This window comes from Streptomyces smyrnaeus, from assembly GCF_017676345.1.
Lineage (GTDB): Bacteria > Actinomycetota > Actinomycetes > Streptomycetales > Streptomycetaceae > Streptomyces > Streptomyces smyrnaeus.
This window is the reverse complement of sequence record NZ_JAFFZM010000015.1, coordinates 150,751-167,907: the sequence shown is the minus strand read 5'-3', so window position 1 is coordinate 167,907 and position 17,157 is coordinate 150,751. Positions and strand designations below refer to the sequence as shown.

Genomic DNA, 17,157 nt, shown 5'->3' with positions numbered 1-17,157 from the left:
CTCGCGTCGATCGGCGTCAGCCGACAGCGACCTCGCGTTGGGCGCCCACCAATGCACGCAGCTTCTCCTGCGTCTCCGGATCGGTCGAATAGACCACCGTGCCGACCATGCCGCGTGTCAGCAGAACCTTGTAGGTGTTGCGGATGAGCCGGTCGACGTCGTCGTCGGACGTCGACTTGTTGAAGGCCGGATCCTTCGACGCCGCACGATCAGTGATCCAACGGTCACCGCGCCAGACAAGATCAGGACCGATGATGACGCCCGACCAGTCGTATTCGAAGCCCTGGGCTGTGTAGACACAGCCGACCTGCCCGAAGCCCGCCGGATCGGTGGCCCAGAGCGCGGACGGTGGCGCGCCGGACACGCCCCGCTCCCCCTTCAGGTTCCACGGCCGTGCCCAGTCCCCGATCACCACATCGGCGGGCAACGGGTCCCCCGGCTTCGGCTCCTTCGACCATTTCCAACAGTAGCCAGCTGTGATGCGGGCTCCGAATCCCTGAGCACGGCGGTCATCGAGGAACCGCTCCATCTCCTCCGGGCTGTCAGCGACGCGGAGCTCCATCCGATCGTCGGGTTCCCAGAGCGCGGGCCCGCCCGGCTCCAGCTCGAGGAGCCGGAGGACCCAGCGAAGGTAGGCGTCACTGCCTCCGCAGCGGAACTGACTGTCCAAATGGACGACGGTGCAGGCCAGATTCCGCTTCTGGGCGGCGGCCTCGATCTCTTTCACCGTGCCCATCTCGCCGGGGCGCACCACCTGGTGCTGGTCGAGGAGGAAAACAGGAACGCGGGCGGCGTCGATCAGCTCTTCCACCTGAGGCTTGTCGGTGCGGAGCCTGGCCGGGGTGTAGCGGTTGGCGGATGTCTTCCGCATCCGGTGCGCCTCGTCGCAGATGAGCACGTCGAGGGCGTTCTTCTCCGCGGCCATGAAGCTGTTGAAGTACTTGAACAGGTCCTGCACGTCACGCTTCCGGGCGCCGGCGACCTTCCGCATCGTTTTGGTGAATGCCTGTGAGCCGGTCGCGTGCAGCGCGGTGTCGCCTTGCCGGTAGAGCTCGCCGAGCAGCGAGAGCGCGATCACGCTCTTTCCCGTGCCAGGACCGCCTTCGACAATCACGACTTCCTTGTGATCTGCCTGCTTGGCCCTGCGTACGGCATTGAGCACGATGCGGTAGGCGACCTGCTGCTCGTCCAGGAGGACGAACTGCTCGCGTTCGCGCACCTCCTGGGCAGCAACCGACATGAGCTGTTTGGAAGGGACCTGCTTCCCGCTGAGAAGCTCATCCGCCATGGGAACCCCGGGGACCGCACGGCTCAGCTTGGCACGCAGGTATTCCAGAAACCCGCCCCGATGCTGCCCCGTGAACAGCTGGCCCCACTCATCCGACTCGACTGCGCGCAGCCCTGCGACACCGAACTCTGTCGCGTTGTGCAGATAGGCCACACCGCTCACCCGGTGCCCGTGCTCGGCCAATGCGCCGTTGAAGTTGACGAGGTACTCGCAGTATCGGCGGACCTGCTCGATCGGGTTGAGCTTCGGTCGGGAGCGGTCGTTGCCGTGGACGTGGCAGAGCTCCGGGTCCTCCTCGTCCGGTTCGGCCTGGCCCCACTGCTTCAGTTCGACCACCACGTAGGAAGGCTCGCCCGTCGTGGGATGTCGGCCGGCGAGTACCGCGTCGGCGCGCCTGCTGTTCAACGGCAACGCGTACTCCAACAGCACCTCTACGTCCCCGAGGCCCGCCTCGTTCAGCGCGTTCACCAGAGCCGGGATACTCCGCTCCCAGGACTGGGCTTCCGCCGGGCCGACCCGGTACCCGTGATGGTGGGCGAACTGTTCGTTCAGGTGGAGGAAAAGCGAACCGTCAAGAACCATGGCGGCAACCGTCTTGGCGGACGCGCGGAACAACAAGAAATGCCCCCAGGCAGCACGACGAGACTCGTGCGGGTGGGGGCGTGTCCATGTGTCTCCGGTCAGGGAGAGCGGAAGCCCGGCGGGCCGCGGATGACGAGGGATCAAGGATACCTGTGCAAGACAGCCATGTCGCTGACAGCCTGTGCACAGGAGAGAAGCGGCTCCACCAGTCCGCTGTCACGACTTTCACCTCGTTGGTGATCGTCTTGTCGGGGCGGCGGAGGGCGGCGATCGTCAACCACCCGCAGTGAACGTGAGGAAGCGGGGACGCGACCGATACGGCAAGACCGGTGGATGTCAGTCACCGACCCTGGGCCAACCATGAACGTCGCGGGCTGGAGACGATTCGCGCGAAGCTGCCGTACGCCGATCCGTGGCGGGCCTGGTCGAACTTCACGTTCACCGCGAATTCTGGCTACGTATACGAGGTCGACCTGCTCGTCGTCCTGCCAAACGGTGCGGGGGTGATCGAGCTGAAGGACGGGCACGGCTCGCCGTCGCCACGGTCGCCGCTCGGCTGACCGACTTCGACTCCACAGCCGCCTCCCAGCGGGTGCCCATGCACTTTCACGTTCCCGCTTAGGCCCGAGGCCAGAAAACGCCACCACAGTTCTCAGCCGGTCCCCAGCCCTTTCACAGCTTTTTCTCAGGTTCGGCGTGCAGGCTGCCGTGCATGGCGGAGAAGGCGGTGTCCGGTGCGCGTGCCGGGGCGCTGGGGCAGGAGACGTTGCGGCGGCCCGACGGCAGTCCGGTGCGCATTCTGGTGGTCGACGACGAGCCGTCGCTCACCGAGCTGCTGTCGATGGCTCTGCGGTACGAGGGGTGGCAGGTGCGGGCGGAGGGCGGTGGTGAGGCGGCGGTGCGTGCCGCGCGGGAGTGGCGGCCGGATGCGGTGGTGCTGGATGTGATGCTGCCCGACGTGGACGGGCTCACCGTGCTCGGGCGGCTGCATGCGGTGGTTCCGGGGATTCCGGTGCTGTTCCTGACCGCGCGGGACGCGGTGGAGGACCGGATCGCCGGGCTGACGGCGGGCGGCGACGACTATGTGACCAAGCCGTTCAGTCTGGAGGAGGTCATCGCCCGGCTCCGGGGGCTGCTGCGGCGCGCCGGGGCGACCGCGCCCGGACAGCCGTCGTCACTGCTGGTGGTCGGTGATCTGGCCTTGGACGAGGACACCCACGAGGTGACCCGGGGCGGTACGGAGATCCGGCTGACTGCCACCGAGTTCGAGCTGCTGCGCTATCTGATGCGCAACCCGCGGCGGGTGCTGAGCAAGGCGCAGATCCTGGACCGGGTGTGGTCGTACGACTTCGGCGGTCAGGGCAACGTCGTGGAGCTGTACATCTCGTATCTGCGGCGGAAGATCGACGCGGGGCGGGCCCCGATGATCCATACGCGGCGCGGGGCGGGCTATCTGCTCAAGCCGGCCGCGGAGTGAGGAAAGAGCGAGGGCCTGCCAGCATGTCCCGTCTCTTCGCCTGGCTGCGCGGTCGGCTGCGGCTGCGCCGTTCGCTGCGGGCCCGACTGGTGTTCTCGGCCGTCGCGATGATCGCGGTGGTGGCCGCGGTGATCGGTACGGTGACGACGATCGCCCTGCACACCTATCTGTACCAGCAACTCGACAGCCAGTTGAGGGACGTCACCTTCCGTGCGGCGGGGCCGGGGCCGCCCGGGCATCCGCGGCCGGAGGGGTTGGAGAAGCTGCGGTTCCTGGGGGTGGGCGGGCAGCCGGTGGGCACCGTCGGCGCCTTCGCCGAAGGGACGGAGGAGGGGTCCTTCAGCTCCGCGGCCCGCAGTGTGCAGCAAAAGCCGGCCGACGGGAGGCCCGGAGTCGACATCCAGCCGCTGACCAGCGCCCAGTCGGCGGCGCTGGCCTCGGTACCGCGAGACGGCAGGCCGCACACGGCCGAGCTGCCGCAGGTGGGCAGCTACCGGGTGACGTCCGTGCAGGTGGCGGACGGCACGCTGCTGGTGGGGCTGCCGACGGCTTCGGTCGACGACACGATCAGCACGCTCGTCCTGGTCGAGGTGTGTGTGGCCGGTGCCGGTCTGCTGGGCGCGGGGATCGCGGGCGCGGCGTCGGTACGGGTCGCGCTGCGGCCGTTGCGGCGGATGGCGCACACCGCCACCCGTGTCTCCGAACTGCCGCTGCACAGCGGCGAGGTACGGCTGCGCGAACGGGTACCGGTGCGGGACACCGATCCGGGGACGGAGGTCGGCCAGGTCGGAGCGGCGCTGAACCGCATGCTCGGGCACGTCGGCTCGGCGCTGGCGGCCCGGCACGACAGCGAACAGCGGCTGCGCCGCTTCATCGCGGACGCCAGCCACGAGTTGCGTACGCCGCTGGCGTCGATCCGCGGGTACGCGGAGCTCTCGCGTCGCAAGCAGACGGGCTCGGACACGGACAACGGCTACGCGCTGGAGCGGATCGAGTCCGAAGCCGTCCGCATGAGCGGCCTGGTGGCGGACCTGTTGCTGCTGGCCAGGCTCGACGCCGGACGGCCGCTGGAGCGGCGTCCGGTGGATGTCTCGGCGCTGGTCGTCGACGCGGTCAGCGATGCCCGGGTGGCCGGGCCCGCGCACAGATGGCGTCTGGAGTTGCCCTCGTCGCCGCTGCTGGTGACCGGTGACGAGGGGCGACTGCGCCAGGTGCTGGTCAATCTGCTGGCCAACGCCCGCACCCACACCCCGCCGGGAACCACCGTGTGCGCCGGGCTGGCGCCGCGTGGTGACGGCGACCATGTGGAGGTGCGGGTCGTGGACGACGGCCCCGGTATCCCCGCGGACGTCCAGGAGCGGGTGTTCGAACGCTTCGCGCGGGGCGACGCCTCACGCTCCCGGCACCACGGCAGCACCGGACTCGGACTGGCCATCGTGGCGGCGGTGGTCTCCGCTCACGAGGGCGATGTGCGGGTCGACAGCCGCCCGGGCAGGACGGTGTTCACCGTGTGCCTGCCGGTGGGTGGCGCCGGATCCGGCACCTCACAGCTGCCTCACAGCCTGGCCACACCGGGCTGACAGGCCGGCCCGGGACGGTCGGCTGCATGAACGTACGAACCCGTCTCGCCGACCCCGGCGACCTCGCCGCGAGTGCGACCCTGCCGGCCCGTCACCATCTGCCGTCCCAGCTGCGCACGGCCACCGTTTTGGACGTGGTGGTGCCCGTCCACAACGAGGAGACGGCCCTCGGTCCCTGCGTCCGACAGCTGCACGCCTTCTTGACCCGCCACTTCCCCTACGGCTTCCGCATCACCATCGCGGACAACGCCAGCCGGGACCGCACCCAGGAGGTCGCCCGCGAACTCGCGGAGAAGTTCGACGAGGTGACGCCGGTGCGCCTGGAGGAGAAGGGGCGGGGGCGCGCCCTGCGCACCGTATGGGCCGCCTCCGACGCTCCGGTACGCGCCTACATGGACGTCGATCTGTCCACCGACCTCAACGCGGTCCTGCCGCTTGTCGCACCGCTGATCTCGGGGCACTCGGACGTGGCCACCGGCACCCGGCTGGCCTCCGGTTCACGCGTGGTGCGCGGACCGAAGCGGGAGGTCCTCTCACGCGGCTACAACCTGCTGCTGCGCGGCTCACTGGCCGCCCGGTTCTCCGACGCACAGTGCGGCTTCAAGGCCGTACGCGGCGAAGTGGCCGATCAGTTGCTGCCCTTGGTGCAGGACGACGGCTGGTTCTTCGACACCGAACTGCTGGTCCTGGCCGAACGGGCCGGGCTGCGCGTCCACGAGGTCCCCGTGGACTGGGTGGACGACCCCGACTCGCGGGTCGACATCCTGCGCACGGTCACCGACGACCTCAAGGGCGTCTGGCGGGTCGGGCGAGCGCTGGCGAGCGGCGCGCTGCCCCTGGACCGGCTGCGCCGCCCGTTCGGCGACGACCCGCGCGACCGCCACCTGGCCGACGTACCCGGCGGCCTGCCGCGCCAGCTCATCGGCTTCTGCCTGGTCGGCGCGTTGAGCACCCTGCTGTACCTGGGGCTCTACTCCCTGCTGCGGCAAGGCATGGGCGCCCAGGCTGCCAACGCGCTCGCCCTGCTGCTGTCCGCGCTGGGCAACACCGCCGCGAACCGACGGCTGACGTTCGGCGTACGCGGCCGCGAGCGCGCCGTGCGGCACCAGGCCCAGGGGCTGCTCGTCTTCGCCGTCGGCCTGGCGCTCACCAGCGGCTCGCTCGCCGCCTTGGACACCGCCGCCACCGACGCGCCGCACAGCGCCGAACTGGCCGTCCTGGTCTGCGCCAACCTCGCCGCCACGGTCCTGCGCTTCGTCCTGTTCCGCGCCTGGGTCTTCACCCGCCGCTGAGTGCCTTCTCCAAGTTCTCCAAGAGGGCGCGCCCCCAAGGGACGCGGGGAACTGCGCGCCCGACCACAACACACCTGCACGCGCTGCACACCGCGCACCGCGCCACCCGCAGGCGGATTCCCGCCGCACCGGCACCATCAGGGGAGACGAACCCCGGTGACTGCTCACCACTGCGGCGGGAAGGGGTGTGCGCGGCACAGCCTGTTCAGGCACTCACATCGTCAGGCTTCCGAGCCGTCACGCCTGACGGCTTGCAAGCCGGCAGGCCGGCAACCGTCAGGCGACCTTGTCGGCGGCAGCCTTGTCCGCGCCCTTGAGGCCGAAGATGTCGACGGCGTGGTAGTACGTCCACGCCGTCGAGTTGCAAGCGGTCTTCGTCGCCCCCGAGTAGCGGCTGCAGACCCGCTTGAGGTCCTCGTAGAACGCGGAGTCGATGCGGGCCTTGTTCGCGGAGAAGGCGCCGACCGCCTTGTAGTTGCGGTAGCCGAAGTCGTGGCGGGCACAGGCGTTCTGGAAAGGGAAGCCGAACGGGTTGTCGGGCGAGGAACTGCAGTAGTCCGTCGACCAGTCGAACCCGTAGGCCGCCCACTGCCCCTGGTTCTGCCGGGCGGCGTACCAGGCGTTGTAGCTCGACGCGCTGGTCTGCGTCCATGAGCTGAGGACCTGCAGTTTGTCGGCGGGAGCGGCCGAAGCCGAGCCGGCCGGAACGAGTACGGCGGGAAGCGCCAGAGCGGCGACGGTGAGGGGGACGGCGTAACGGCGGCGCATTCTCATGAAGACCTCCGAGAGGACGAGCCAGAGATGCCCAGGCCAGGTGGGGTTCGCCGGGGCACGCCAAGCTTGCCAGCCGCGTGCACGTCCTGAACAGATGCGTTCAACTAGCAATTGAGCGCGCCTCGTTGGCGCCCCGGCGCGGACTCGGACTCCGCATCCCGAACAGGAAGCGCGTCACCCTCGTCCGGCGGACCAGCAGTTCGTACGCGGCGAGGGTGAGGGTGAGGGAGATCGCGACAAGGGCGGCGTACTCGACCGGGATCGGCGCCGACCAGCCGGTCACGAGGTAGGCGACGCCCACCACGATCGGCTGGTGCAGAAGGTAGAGCGGCAGCACAGCGGTGGCGAGGTAGCCGTATCCGCGTTCGATTGCTGATCGACGTGGCCGTCCCGGCCGTTCTGGCCGTTCTGGCCGTTCTGGCCGTTCTGGCCGTTCTGGCCGTTCTGGCCGTTCTGATTCTCCCCGTCGTCGAAGCCGCCGTAGCCGTCGCAGCCGTCGTCGGTCGAGAAGGCCCGGGATGGCGACCACCAGGCACCATCCGGCGGCTCCGAACAGCGTCCGGGAGGCGATGGCCGACGCGGTCATCTCGGTGAAGGGCTCGTCGGCCAGCGCGAAGCCGGGGCCGGCCGCGGCGAACAGCACGACACCGATCCAGGCCGCGACACCGGCGTCCCGTCGCATCGCGGTACGGAAGCGGTCGTCGGCGGCGAGCGCGAAGCCGGCGAGGAAGAAGAGCAGATACGACCAGCGGTGCCAGCCGGCGAAGTCCTCCTCCATCCGCGCACCGGCGCAGATCACCGCGAAGGCGACGGCCGGAAGGAGCACCAGCCCGCGCCGGCACACAGCTGCCTCCGCCACCCGGTCACCGATACGGCGCACCGGCTCGCGCGGCAGCAGCCACAGATGGAGCGGCACCAGCAGGAGGGAGAAGGTCAGCAGGAGCACGACGAACCAGAGGTGCCCGGTCTCGAAGTGCTCACCCTGGAGGAGGAAGGGGAACTCGGCCGGTTCCGGACGAACGTCGTAGAAGCGGGGCAGGAAGGCGAGGTACGACTCGTGGTGGTCGGCGTCGGCCGAGCGCAGCCGCAGCCACTGGGGCAGCGGGTTGAGCGCGAGGGTCACGAAGACCAGCGGTACGCCGAGCCGCAGCAGTCGTTCCGCGGTGAAGCGCCTCGCGCCGCGCCGTCGCAGCGAGTGCCGGGCGCCGAGGCCGGAGATGAGGAACAGCAGCGGCATGGCCCACACGACACCGAACCCGGCGACGATCAGAATGGCTCCGGTCGTCTCGTCGTTCTTGACGTAGAAGTCGTCGTCGGTGGCGTACACCAGCGCGGAGTGGAAGAAGACCAGTCCGATCACGACGAGCATCCGCACGGCGTCCAGTTCCGCTCGCCGCTCCGGTTCTGGCGCCGGGCGTGTTCCCTGCTTGTCCCCAGGCCCCTGTTCGGGCCCCCTCCCCGGTTGGTGCTCCGGCCCCGGTTCCTGCTCCCGGCCCGGTTCGCGTTCCCGTACCGGTTCATGCTCCCGGCCCGGTTCGGGTAACGCCGCCTGTCCTTGCTGCCCCGCGTTCGACATCACGCTGTGCCCTCCCCCGTCCGCGCCCGCCGTCCCCCAGTCCGCCGTCCCCCGTCCGCCGTCCGTTGCGCACGGCCTGAGTGCTGCCTGCCTGCCGCACGGGCAGGCGGTCCGGATGGGCGGGATCGCGATGCCGTCCACCGCTGGGACGATGCGGTCTCCTGTACCAGGCCGCCGCCCACGACGGCTGGGGACGACGTGCTCCGCCTCCCGGTCGACCTCCTGCGGGCCGTCGGGACTCGACCGGGCCTCATCGAGCCCGTCGACGAGCAGCGTAGCGAGCCCGTGCACGGCTGCCCAGACGACGAGTCCGGCTCCGCCGCCGGGGCGGACCGCAGCCGGCGGCCACCGAGCCCGAGTTGCCGCTTCCACCGCCGGAGCCGGGCGTGCCATGCCGGCCGGCGGCTTGATCGGGGGTCGGGGTGCATGGGAAGGGGCATGGGTACGGTCAGCAGCAGAGCGTCCGCGGGCAGCGCGGTGCGGGCGCCGTACCAGGGTCATGGGTCGCTGAACGAGGAGGAGTTGATCCGGTGGTGGAGACAGCGGCCGACGGCCGCCCCTTGGTGCGGTACCGCTCCCCGGTCCTCGACAGCGCGCGGTGGGAGGGGTTTCCGTTCCGCGGCGACGACATCGTGATCAGTACTCCGCCCAAGTGCGGCACCACATGGACGCAGATGATCTGCGCCCTGCTCATCCATGGCACCACCGACCTCCCGCAGCCCTTGAACAGCATGTCGCCCTGGCTGGACGCGCTCTACCGGGACCGGGACGACGTGGTGGCCGCCCTGCGGGCGCAGCCCCACCGCCGATTCATCAAGTCGCACACCCCGCTGGACGGTCTGCCGTACGACGAGCGCGTCACGTACATCTGTGTGGGCCGCGATCCGCGCGACGTGGGCCTGTCGACGCAGCACCACATGGCCAACATGGACCCGGCCGCCGTCGCGCGCGCCCGCGCACGGGCCGTCGGGGAGAAGGCCGACACGAAGGTGGCCGAAGAGATGGCCGAGAGGGCGGCACGGCGGGTGCAGGAGGGCGCCGAGCCGGGCTCATCCGGCTTCCTGCACTGGGTCGAGAACCGCGCCCCGGTGACCGAGGCACCGGCGAGTCTGCGCTTCACGCTGCACCATCTGGGAACGTTCTGGGATGCCCGGCACCTCGACAACGTGGTGCTGCTGCACTACGACGACCTCAAATCCGACCTGGCGGGAAACATGCTCCGCCTGGCGCAGCAGCTCGGCATCACGGTGGCGAAGGAGAGGCTCCCCGACCTGGTGCGGGCGGCGACCTTCGAGGCCATGCGCGGCCGGGCCGACCAACTCGTCCCCGAGGCCGACATGGACGTCTGGCGCAGCCCCCGCGACTTCTTCCACCGGGGCTCGTCCGGGCAGTGGCAGGAGGTCCTGACCGAACAGGACCTGCGCCGGTACGCGGAGGTCACCGCCCGCTGCGCCACCCCCGACCTGGCAGCCTGGCTGCACCCCACCCACCCGCTCCCAGCCGCACCGGAGCGCTGAACGGACTCGTAGGCGGGACGGAGCGGACTAGGCCGGACGGAGTCCGACCGGCATGGTCCGAGGCGCCGAACCGAGCGGCGCAGGGGCCGACGCCGTACGCCGTAACGCGGGCGAACCGCCAAACCAGCACATACCGGGTCCCGGCACCGATCCCGATCCCCGATCCTCGGTCAGTAGATGATCGACACGATCCGGCAGGCGGCTTCCGCCAGTCGACGGTCGCCCTCGATGCGGGCGCGGGCCAGGGCGGTGTCCGGCTGGACGCCGCGGGTACACAGTCGCCAGGCGGTCTCCGGGTCCAGACCGACGGTCGCGGCCGGGTGCCCGGTCTCCGGCTCGGCCAAAGACCACCGGTCCACCGTGGCAGTGGCGGTTGCAGCGGCAGTGGCAGTGGCAGTGGCAGTGGCAGTCCATGTTCCGCCGGCCGGACCTTCGATCCGCACCTGGACCTGGGTGCCGACGCGGGCATCGACCCGGCGCAGGGTGTGGGGCAGGGCCCGCATGAAGGTGTCCAGGACCACGGAAAGGAACCGCACATCGGGATCGGTGCCGTGGCCGGTGGCGTGGCGGATCTGCTGGCGGTGGGTCCAGAACTCGGTGAGGTCGCGGGCGCTGTCCAGCCACATCGGCGCCGGATCGACACCGGCCCAGGACACCCCCAGAGAGGGAGCGTCGGGGTCGGCCGTCTCGAAGAAGCGGGCCACCTGGGCGCCGACCAGGTCCAGGGTGTCGACGAGGGCCGCGGGGCTCACCCTGCGGTGGGCGTCGACCCACTCCTGATTGATGCGGTGGATGAACGCCTCCAAGGTCTCCCCCGGCGCGAAGCGGGGACCTTCCTGCTGGCCGTCGCGGTCTCGGGCGAGGCGGCCGTAGAAGTCGCCGAGGAGGTGGGCGACCAGATCCCGCACCGTCCAGCCCGGCACCGCCTCCCTGCGCCAGTCGGCGGGCGTCAGACCGCGCAGGGTCGCCATCAGGGCGGCCTGTTCAGGACCGAAGAGCGGACGGGCGTCGATCGGGGCACCGAGCCAGGAATGCCCCGGCACGTCACTGAGCGGTGAGTCCATACCGAGATCCTGCCAACCGGACCCCCCGACGCCCACCGGATTCCGTTCCGCCCGTCGGGCCGCCGACCCGCGAGCTGTTGAGCACGACCCCGCCGGAGGTGGGCGGAGCGTTGACGCGCCGACGCAGATCAAGCGCCTGTGCTGTCAATGCTCGGCGCGCCGTGGTCGCACCTCGGCGGCGTCGAGGGCGGGGGTGAGGGGTGCCAGCGCGGTGCGGAGCAGGTCGGGCAGGGAGCCGGCCGGGACGACGAGCCCGCCGCCGGCCGGGGATGTGGCGGCCTGCTGCAGCCACCGTTCGAGCGCGACATGGACAGCGGCGGCGACGCTCGCCGCGAGCACTCGGGCGGTGAACGGGTCGGTGCCGCCGAGGCGGTCATCGATCGCGTCGGCGAGGGGGTGCTCGATCGCAGCGGTGGCGTCGAGGAACGCGTTGCGCAGCGCCGGGCTGGTGGTGATCAGCAACAGTGCGTCGCGGCCGGGCTCTCCCGGGGCGGTGTACTGCTCCACGATCGCATCGAGGACGCCGTCCGCGAGGCGTACGTCGGCGGGGCGGGCGGCTACTGCCGCCGCCACCCGGGATCCCCGCTCGGCGGTGACGGCCGCGACGATCGCCTCCTCGCGGCTGGAGAAGTAGTTGTTGTAGGTGCGGGGCGAGACGCCGGCGGCCTCCGCGATGTCGTCGACGCGGACGTTGTCCGGCCCGCGCTCCAGGGCCAACCGCAGTGCCGCCTCGCGTAACGCCTCTCGTGTGGCCTGCTTCTTCCGCTCGCGCAGACCGGCCCGTCGTGTCGTCACCGCACCAGCATCCCGCTAAGACTGCGTGTGCGCAAATTCGTAGCCCCTCCAAACTTGCGTGTGCGCATATTTCGCCTCTAGCGTCAGACCTCCGACACCCCCGGCAGGAAGGACCAGCACCATGCGGGCCAAGGGCATCAGCTACGACACCGGCTTCCTCCGCGGTGGAACGCGCTCCCGTGAGCGTTTCGACCCGGACGTCGTCAGGCGGGAGCTGTCCGTCATCCGTGACGACCTGCACTGCACCGCCGTCCGCGTCATCGGCGGTGATCCGGAACGACTGGAACTGGCCGCGGCCGCCGCCGTCGACCTGGGCCTGGAGGTCTGGTTCTCGCCCTACCCCTTGGAACTGACCCGCAGGGAAATGCTCGACCTGTTCGCCGACTGCGCCGCGCGCACGGAGCGGCTGCGGCAGCGGGGAGCCGAGGTCGTCTTCGTCACCGGCGCCGAGTTGAGCTTGATGAACAAGGGGTTCCTGCCCGGCGCCACCCAGGAGGACCGGCTTCGGTTGCTGCTGGACCAGCGGGACCGCCTGCACGAGCGGGTGGGCGAAATCAGCGCACACGTCAACAGCTTCCTCGCCGAGGCCGTGGCGGTCGTCCGCGAGCACTTCGCCGGGAAGATCACCTACGCCTCCATACCGCTCGAACGCATCGACTGGGCGCCGTTCGACTTCGTCAGCGTGGACCTGTACCGGTCGGCGGAGGTCGCCGACCAGTTCCCCGAGGGCGTGCGCACCCTCGTCGCCCAGGGAAAGCCGGTCGCCATCACCGAGTTCGGCACCGCGACCTATCACGGCGCCGGTGACCTGGGCGGTCGCTGCATGGAGATCGCCGAGTACGACAGCCGGACCGGTGCTCCGGTCCGGCTGAACGACACGTTCACCCGGGACGAAGCCGGGCAAGCCGCCTACCTGCGCGAACTGTTGGAGGTGTTCGACACCCACGGTGTCGACAGCACATTCGCGTTCCTCTTCGCCCTCCACAACTTCCCCCACCGCCCCGACGGCGACCCCCGAGACGATCTCGACCTCGCCAGCCCCGGCATCGTCAAAGTCCTTGAGCACGGCCCGGGCAGCACCTATCCCGACATGCCCTGGGAGCCCAAGGCCGCGTTCACCGCACTCGCCGACTCCTACAGCGCCTGACCACATGGCACGGCCGGCTCGTAGCGACCCCGCACCCGCGACGTACGGCGTGCGACGCACGGCGCGCGACACACGGCGTACGGTGTCGATGCGACGGCAGGTGAGGCGCGGATCACTCGGCGATCGCCCGCAATGCCGGGCGGCGCCGAGCCCGGCCCTGCTTGGCTGGTGGCCTCAAGGATCACTGGAGGTCCACGCTCATGGCACTCACACACTGGGGATTCATCTACACGGCTGCCGGCAGCGCCGCAGGCGGCGATGTCAGCGTGACGGACACGGGCAAGTGCCGCACTGTCCTCGTGGGGGTGGAGAAGCCCGAGGAAGGCGTCGAGGTCGCACGCCGGCTGGTGGACGAAGGTGTGCAACTGATCGAGCTGTGCGGAGGCTTCGGGCCGGTGTGGGCCGGACGCATCATCGAGGCGATCGATGGCGCGGTCCCCGTGGGCACCGTCGGCTACGGCCCCGAGGCCGTCGATCAGGTGCACGCAATCTTCTCCTGACCGCCGGACGCGCCCCTCCCGGAGGGACCGATCCAGGAGTCACCCGTCTCCACCGGTGGGAGGCCCACTCCCTCGTACACGTCGACGGTGTCGCACAGCAGCACGACGTCACCCGAGTCCACCGCACATACCGCGACCTGCACTCTCGTCTCCGGCAGGTGTTCGGTTGCGGTGGCTCGGTAGCTGAAGTGCACGGCACGACCCCGTTCGGGGACCTGCGGGTGCCGCCCTGTCCCCCAGTCCGTGACTTCGATGGTCAGCGGGTACGTCACATCGTCGCGGACCACGGTGACAGCGGTTGCCGCGGGGCCGGGAGCACGCTCGGCCCGACCGCTTTCCCCCGCGATACAGCCGGCGAGAGCCGCAGCCGCGCAGGCACCCGTCACCGCCCGCACTGCGGCAGCGCGACACCACCCCTTCGAGGCCACCGCTCCACCTTCGGTCCTGCCTGTGCCGTTTCCACTTCCAAGCTCGGGACGTGGGCCGTCGCTGTTCCGGTTCCCGACCGAACGTCCCGTAACTGCTGGTCACGGGAACGGCCATCAGCAGCGCCCGGTGCCACCAGGCACCTTCCAGGCACCACCAGCCCCCCAACGCACCCCCACGCACCACGGCGAACGGTTGCTGCTGCAGGGTTGATCGTTCGACAATTCTCGCACTATATTCGTTCGAGAATTCCCGAACGATTGGCGATGCAATGGCGGCGATCCGCACCTACCACCACCCTGATGTCGAAGAAATCGCGCTCCCGCGCGTCCTGTTCGCGCTCAGTGAGCCCCTGCGCCTGACGATGGTGCGGATCCTCAGCGAGCGCGGGGAGGTCGACAGCCTGGAGCTCGGCCCCGACCTGCCGCGCTCCACACTGACCCACCACACCAGCCTGCTGCGCGAATCCGGCGTCGTCTTCGTCCGCGCCGAAGGACGTAAGTGCCTGATCCGGCTACGCACCGAGGACCTCGATGCCCGGTTCCCCGGCCTGCTGAGGACCGTGCTGGCCGGGTACGAGGACGAGGGCACGACCGGGGCCGCCGGCGGTGCCGCGTGATCCGGAAGATCTGGCCGCTGGTCGTCGCCGCGGTCTCCCTGGGTATCGACGCCTACGTACTTGCCGGCGTCCTGCCGGACATGGCCGACTCCCTGGCCACGACAGCCGGAGCGATCGGACTCGGCGTCACCGCGTTCACCGCCGCCTACGCTGCCGCGGGCCCCTCCCTCTCCCGCGTCCTGGTGGGCAGATCGACCCGTACGGCACTGCTGGTCGCGCTGGGTACGTTCAACCTCGGCAACCTCGCCACCGCGCTGGCACCGACGTTCGGCGTCTTCCTGACCTCCCGCGTCGTAGCGGGCGCAGGGGCCGGTGTACTCACCGCGGTCGCCACGGCGACGGCCGGGGCGCTCGTGGCGGACCACGAACGCGGACGCGCCATGGCCCTGGTGACCTTCGGCCTCTCCACCGGGACCGTCGCCGGGGTACCGCTCGGCATGCTGATCAGCCAGCACATGGGGTGGCGGGGGACGATGGGCTTCGTCGTGCTCATCGGCGTACTGAGCATGCTCGCCCTCGCCCTGCGCTCCGGCACGCTGCCGCAGCTCCCCGCCTCCCGCCGCTCCGGCCACGGCGCCGTTCTCAGGAGCCCGCGCGTCGCCTTCGGCGTCACGCTGTCCTTCGTCCTCGGGATGGCCAGCCTCGGTCTGTACACCTACCTGCTGCCGATGGCGGACGAACGCGGCCTGAACGGCTGGGGCTTCGCACTCGTCTGGGCCTGGGGCATCGGAGGCGTACTCGGCTCGGGCCTGATCGGCAAACCCCTCGACGCTCTGGGACCCCGACGGCTGATGCCCGTCGTCCCGGCATTCCTCCTCACCTCCTTCCTCGTCATCCAGCTTGTCGACACTCCCGTGGCATGGCTGGTCGCCACCGCGGCGTGGGGGGCGAGCGGCTGGATCAGCGTGCCGGTCCTGCAACAGGCGCTCACCCGGGACCGTACGGAGCAGGCCATGCCCATCGTCGCCTTCCAGATGGCCGCGATGTACCTCGGATCCGCCGCGGGATCGGCCGGGGGCAGCGCCCTGCTCGCCGGGGGCGTCACCGCGGACGCACTGCCGGGATGGGCCGCACTCGCCACCGCGGGCGGGCTTGTACTCGCCGTCCTGATCACCCGGCTGACGCCTCGTTCCGTAAGCGCCGTCACCATCGGGGGCAACAGCCGCCGCAACAGACCCCGGGCCGTGGCCACGCGTTGCGAGGAGTCGGCCGTGCACCACGAAGCGGACCGTGCTGGTAGCCGCGGCGACGAACGGTTGTGACCCGCGGCGTCAGGTCATACTGCGGCGCGCGACAGCGAGAAACTCCGCCTTGTACGGTTCCAGGCGCTCAGCCAGGCTGCTCCCGTCGTGCGCCTGCCAGACCGCTTGATTGAGGGCGCGGGCATAGGCGGTCGTCGGTGCATGGAGAAGGGAGGAGCACAACAGCAAGACGCCGTTCTCGGCTATTCGAAGGCCGTCCATCGCCGGCCTGGCTGTCCGGTACCACTCATCACCGACCTCCCACTGGGGCGGCCGCGCATGAGCCACGCCCTCGGCCTCCAGCGAGAACCGGATGAACTCCAGCACCGTCCTGATCTGCTCAGCGCGACGCTCCTCTGCCAGCGCCGCAGCCCGTCTTTGCTCCTCGGCCCGGTCGGCCGCCCGCTGTGTCGTACGTTGCGTCAGAAACGTCAACGCACCTCCCACGGCCACAGCAACTATCGAAATCACGGGGGTCCACAGTTCTCCAGCCATGGCCGACTACTACCAGCGTCCGCCCACGACCGCCGCCGATCTTGCGGAACGGGCTTGCCCCCACCGCCACAGCCGCCAGGGCGTCCACATCCCCGTGCCACGGCGGCGGTTCACGTTCACGCCGCCCGATGCCGCCCGGGAGCCGTGGGTCACCAGGGAGCCGTGGGCCGCCAAGAGCCGCAGATCGTGGGCAGCTCGGGAATCAGCCTCCGCTGCTCAGCCTCCCGTCATGAACCTGAGCGTGCGCGGGGTGGTGGCGGGTGTTTCGAGGCGGGATTTGAAAGCGTGCTGCGATGAGTTCCGTACTCGCTCGCTGTCTGTAGAGGAAGACGCACCGGATCGAGCAGGGAGCAGGTGATCTCCATGGATGTCGCCCGAGTTCTGATGGTCGCGCCCGTGAGGGACGTGGAGGCGGCGGTCGCCTGGTACGAACGGCTGCTGGGCCGCCCGGCGGACACGCGGCCGATGCCGTCGCTGGCCGACTGGCACCTCACCCCGGGCGGCTGGCTCCAGGTCTTCCAGGATCCGCAGCGTGCTGGTTCCACCCTGCTCAACCTGGAGGTGCCGGAGCTGGACCGGGCCTTGGCCGAGCTCGCGGAGCGCGGCCAGAACGCAGGGCCGGTGCAGACCGGCGGCGAACGCACCCGCTTCGCCCAGCTGCAGGATCCCGACGGCAACCTGGTCACCCTGATGGAGAACCCGGTGGCCTGACGCGCATGTGGCGGGCGGTCAGAGTCGAAGTGGCTCTGCCGCCGCCATCCCGGTCGAGCCGCCGATCCGCGGG

General features: G+C 70.2%; 16 protein-coding genes and 1 pseudogene. 10 read left to right on the top strand and 7 right to left on the bottom strand.

Annotated elements, in window-relative coordinates; genetic code table 11:
* Positions 1-16: 16 nt before the first annotated feature.
* Positions 17-1,906: a DUF2075 domain-containing protein gene (locus JW613_RS23935; RefSeq protein WP_209213008.1), complete on the bottom strand. Its 1,890-nt coding sequence runs from the start codon at positions 1,904-1,906 to the stop codon at positions 17-19.
* 279 nt (positions 1,907-2,185) lie between these two features.
* Here JW613_RS23935 and JW613_RS23930 point away from each other — a divergent pair.
* The 4 genes and pseudogenes from JW613_RS23930 to JW613_RS23915 form a co-directional block, all read left to right on the top strand.
* Positions 2,186-2,403 (top strand): annotated as a pseudogene (locus JW613_RS23930) (NERD domain-containing protein); the annotation flags it as partial.
* Positions 2,404-2,582: 179 nt separating this feature from the next.
* Positions 2,583-3,347 (top strand): response regulator transcription factor, encoded by a 765-nt coding sequence (locus JW613_RS23925; RefSeq protein ID WP_280635221.1) that lies wholly within the window; start codon positions 2,583-2,585, stop codon positions 3,345-3,347.
* Positions 3,348-3,370: 23 nt separating this feature from the next.
* The gene (locus JW613_RS23920; RefSeq protein WP_209213006.1) at positions 3,371-4,927 is read left to right on the top strand and encodes a sensor histidine kinase; all 1,557 of its coding nucleotides are present in this window, start codon (positions 3,371-3,373) and stop codon (positions 4,925-4,927) included.
* A 26-nt stretch (positions 4,928-4,953) separates the two neighbouring features.
* A complete protein-coding gene (locus JW613_RS23915; protein WP_209213005.1) occupies positions 4,954-6,219 on the top strand; it encodes a bifunctional glycosyltransferase family 2/GtrA family protein in 1,266 nt (421 codons plus the stop codon).
* A 276-nt stretch (positions 6,220-6,495) separates the two neighbouring features.
* Here the strand turns inward: JW613_RS23915 and JW613_RS23910 are convergent, their stop codons facing one another.
* Entirely contained in the window at positions 6,496-6,987 is a 492-nt protein-coding gene (locus JW613_RS23910; RefSeq protein WP_209213070.1) for a phospholipase, read from the bottom strand.
* A 106-nt stretch (positions 6,988-7,093) separates the two neighbouring features.
* Positions 7,094-8,377 carry an acyltransferase family protein gene (locus JW613_RS23905; protein WP_280635223.1) on the bottom strand — a complete coding sequence of 428 codons (1,284 nt, stop codon included), beginning with the start codon at positions 8,375-8,377 and terminating at the stop codon, positions 7,094-7,096.
* 722 nt (positions 8,378-9,099) lie between these two features.
* Here JW613_RS23905 and JW613_RS23900 point away from each other — a divergent pair.
* Positions 9,100-10,086 (top strand): sulfotransferase domain-containing protein, encoded by a 987-nt coding sequence (locus JW613_RS23900; protein WP_209213003.1) that lies wholly within the window; start codon positions 9,100-9,102, stop codon positions 10,084-10,086.
* 170 nt (positions 10,087-10,256) lie between these two features.
* Here JW613_RS23900 and JW613_RS23895 read toward each other — a convergent pair whose 3' ends face one another.
* Entirely contained in the window at positions 10,257-11,150 is an 894-nt protein-coding gene (locus JW613_RS23895; protein WP_209213002.1) for a maleylpyruvate isomerase family mycothiol-dependent enzyme, read from the bottom strand.
* Positions 11,151-11,294: 144 nt separating this feature from the next.
* The gene (locus JW613_RS23890) at positions 11,295-11,945 is read right to left on the bottom strand and encodes a TetR/AcrR family transcriptional regulator (RefSeq protein WP_209213001.1); all 651 of its coding nucleotides are present in this window, start codon (positions 11,943-11,945) and stop codon (positions 11,295-11,297) included.
* Positions 11,946-12,066: 121 nt separating this feature from the next.
* Between JW613_RS23890 and JW613_RS23885 the strand changes: the two genes are divergently transcribed.
* Positions 12,067-13,092: a glycoside hydrolase family 113 protein gene (locus JW613_RS23885; protein ID WP_209213000.1), complete on the top strand. Its 1,026-nt coding sequence runs from the start codon at positions 12,067-12,069 to the stop codon at positions 13,090-13,092.
* Positions 13,093-13,292: 200 nt separating this feature from the next.
* Positions 13,293-13,592, top strand: coding sequence for a DUF6506 family protein (locus JW613_RS23880; protein WP_185018314.1), 300 nt, complete (start codon positions 13,293-13,295; stop codon positions 13,590-13,592).
* On the opposite strand, the gene JW613_RS23875 is transcribed toward JW613_RS23880, so the two are convergent.
* A complete protein-coding gene (locus JW613_RS23875) occupies positions 13,568-13,879 on the bottom strand; it encodes a hypothetical protein (protein WP_209212999.1) in 312 nt (103 codons plus the stop codon). The genes JW613_RS23880 and JW613_RS23875 overlap by 25 nt on opposite strands.
* A gap of 410 nt (positions 13,880-14,289) precedes the next feature.
* On the opposite strand from JW613_RS23875, the gene JW613_RS23870 reads away from it, so the two are divergent.
* Positions 14,290-14,637, top strand: a complete 348-nt coding sequence (locus tag JW613_RS23870) for an ArsR/SmtB family transcription factor (protein WP_209212998.1) — start codon at positions 14,290-14,292, stop codon at positions 14,635-14,637.
* Entirely contained in the window at positions 14,634-15,899 is a 1,266-nt protein-coding gene (locus JW613_RS23865) for an MFS transporter (protein WP_209212997.1), read from the top strand. Before JW613_RS23870 ends, JW613_RS23865 begins: the two co-directional genes overlap by 4 nt.
* A 9-nt stretch (positions 15,900-15,908) precedes the next feature.
* Here the strand turns inward: JW613_RS23865 and JW613_RS23860 are convergent, their stop codons facing one another.
* Positions 15,909-16,313, bottom strand: coding sequence for a hypothetical protein (locus JW613_RS23860; RefSeq protein ID WP_209212996.1), 405 nt, complete (start codon positions 16,311-16,313; stop codon positions 15,909-15,911).
* Between the two features lie 423 nt (positions 16,314-16,736).
* Between JW613_RS23860 and JW613_RS23855 the strand changes: the two genes are divergently transcribed.
* Positions 16,737-17,084, top strand: a complete 348-nt coding sequence (locus JW613_RS23855; protein WP_209212995.1) for a VOC family protein — start codon at positions 16,737-16,739, stop codon at positions 17,082-17,084.
* Positions 17,085-17,157: the final 73 nt, after the last annotated feature.

What these genes read in the sequence shown, in the direction of transcription:
- JW613_RS23925 (WP_280635221.1), top strand. Translation starts at nt 2,583, where the DNA reads ATGGCGGAGAAGGCGGTGTCCGGTGCGCGTGCCGGGGCGCTGGGGCAG.
- JW613_RS23885 (WP_209213000.1), top strand. Translation starts at nt 12,067, where the DNA reads ATGCGGGCCAAGGGCATCAGCTACGACACCGGCTTCCTCCGCGGTGGA.
- JW613_RS23855 (WP_209212995.1), top strand. Translation starts at nt 16,737, where the DNA reads ATGGATGTCGCCCGAGTTCTGATGGTCGCGCCCGTGAGGGACGTGGAG.
- JW613_RS23915 (WP_209213005.1), top strand. Translation starts at nt 4,954, where the DNA reads ATGAACGTACGAACCCGTCTCGCCGACCCCGGCGACCTCGCCGCGAGT.
- JW613_RS23895 (WP_209213002.1), bottom strand. Translation starts at nt 11,150, where the DNA reads ATGGACTCACCGCTCAGTGACGTGCCGGGGCATTCCTGGCTCGGTGCC.
- JW613_RS23920 (WP_209213006.1), top strand. Translation starts at nt 3,371, where the DNA reads ATGTCCCGTCTCTTCGCCTGGCTGCGCGGTCGGCTGCGGCTGCGCCGT.
- JW613_RS23880 (WP_185018314.1), top strand. Translation starts at nt 13,293, where the DNA reads ATGGCACTCACACACTGGGGATTCATCTACACGGCTGCCGGCAGCGCC.
- JW613_RS23870 (WP_209212998.1), top strand. Translation starts at nt 14,290, where the DNA reads ATGGCGGCGATCCGCACCTACCACCACCCTGATGTCGAAGAAATCGCG.
- JW613_RS23910 (WP_209213070.1), bottom strand. Translation starts at nt 6,987, where the DNA reads ATGCGCCGCCGTTACGCCGTCCCCCTCACCGTCGCCGCTCTGGCGCTT.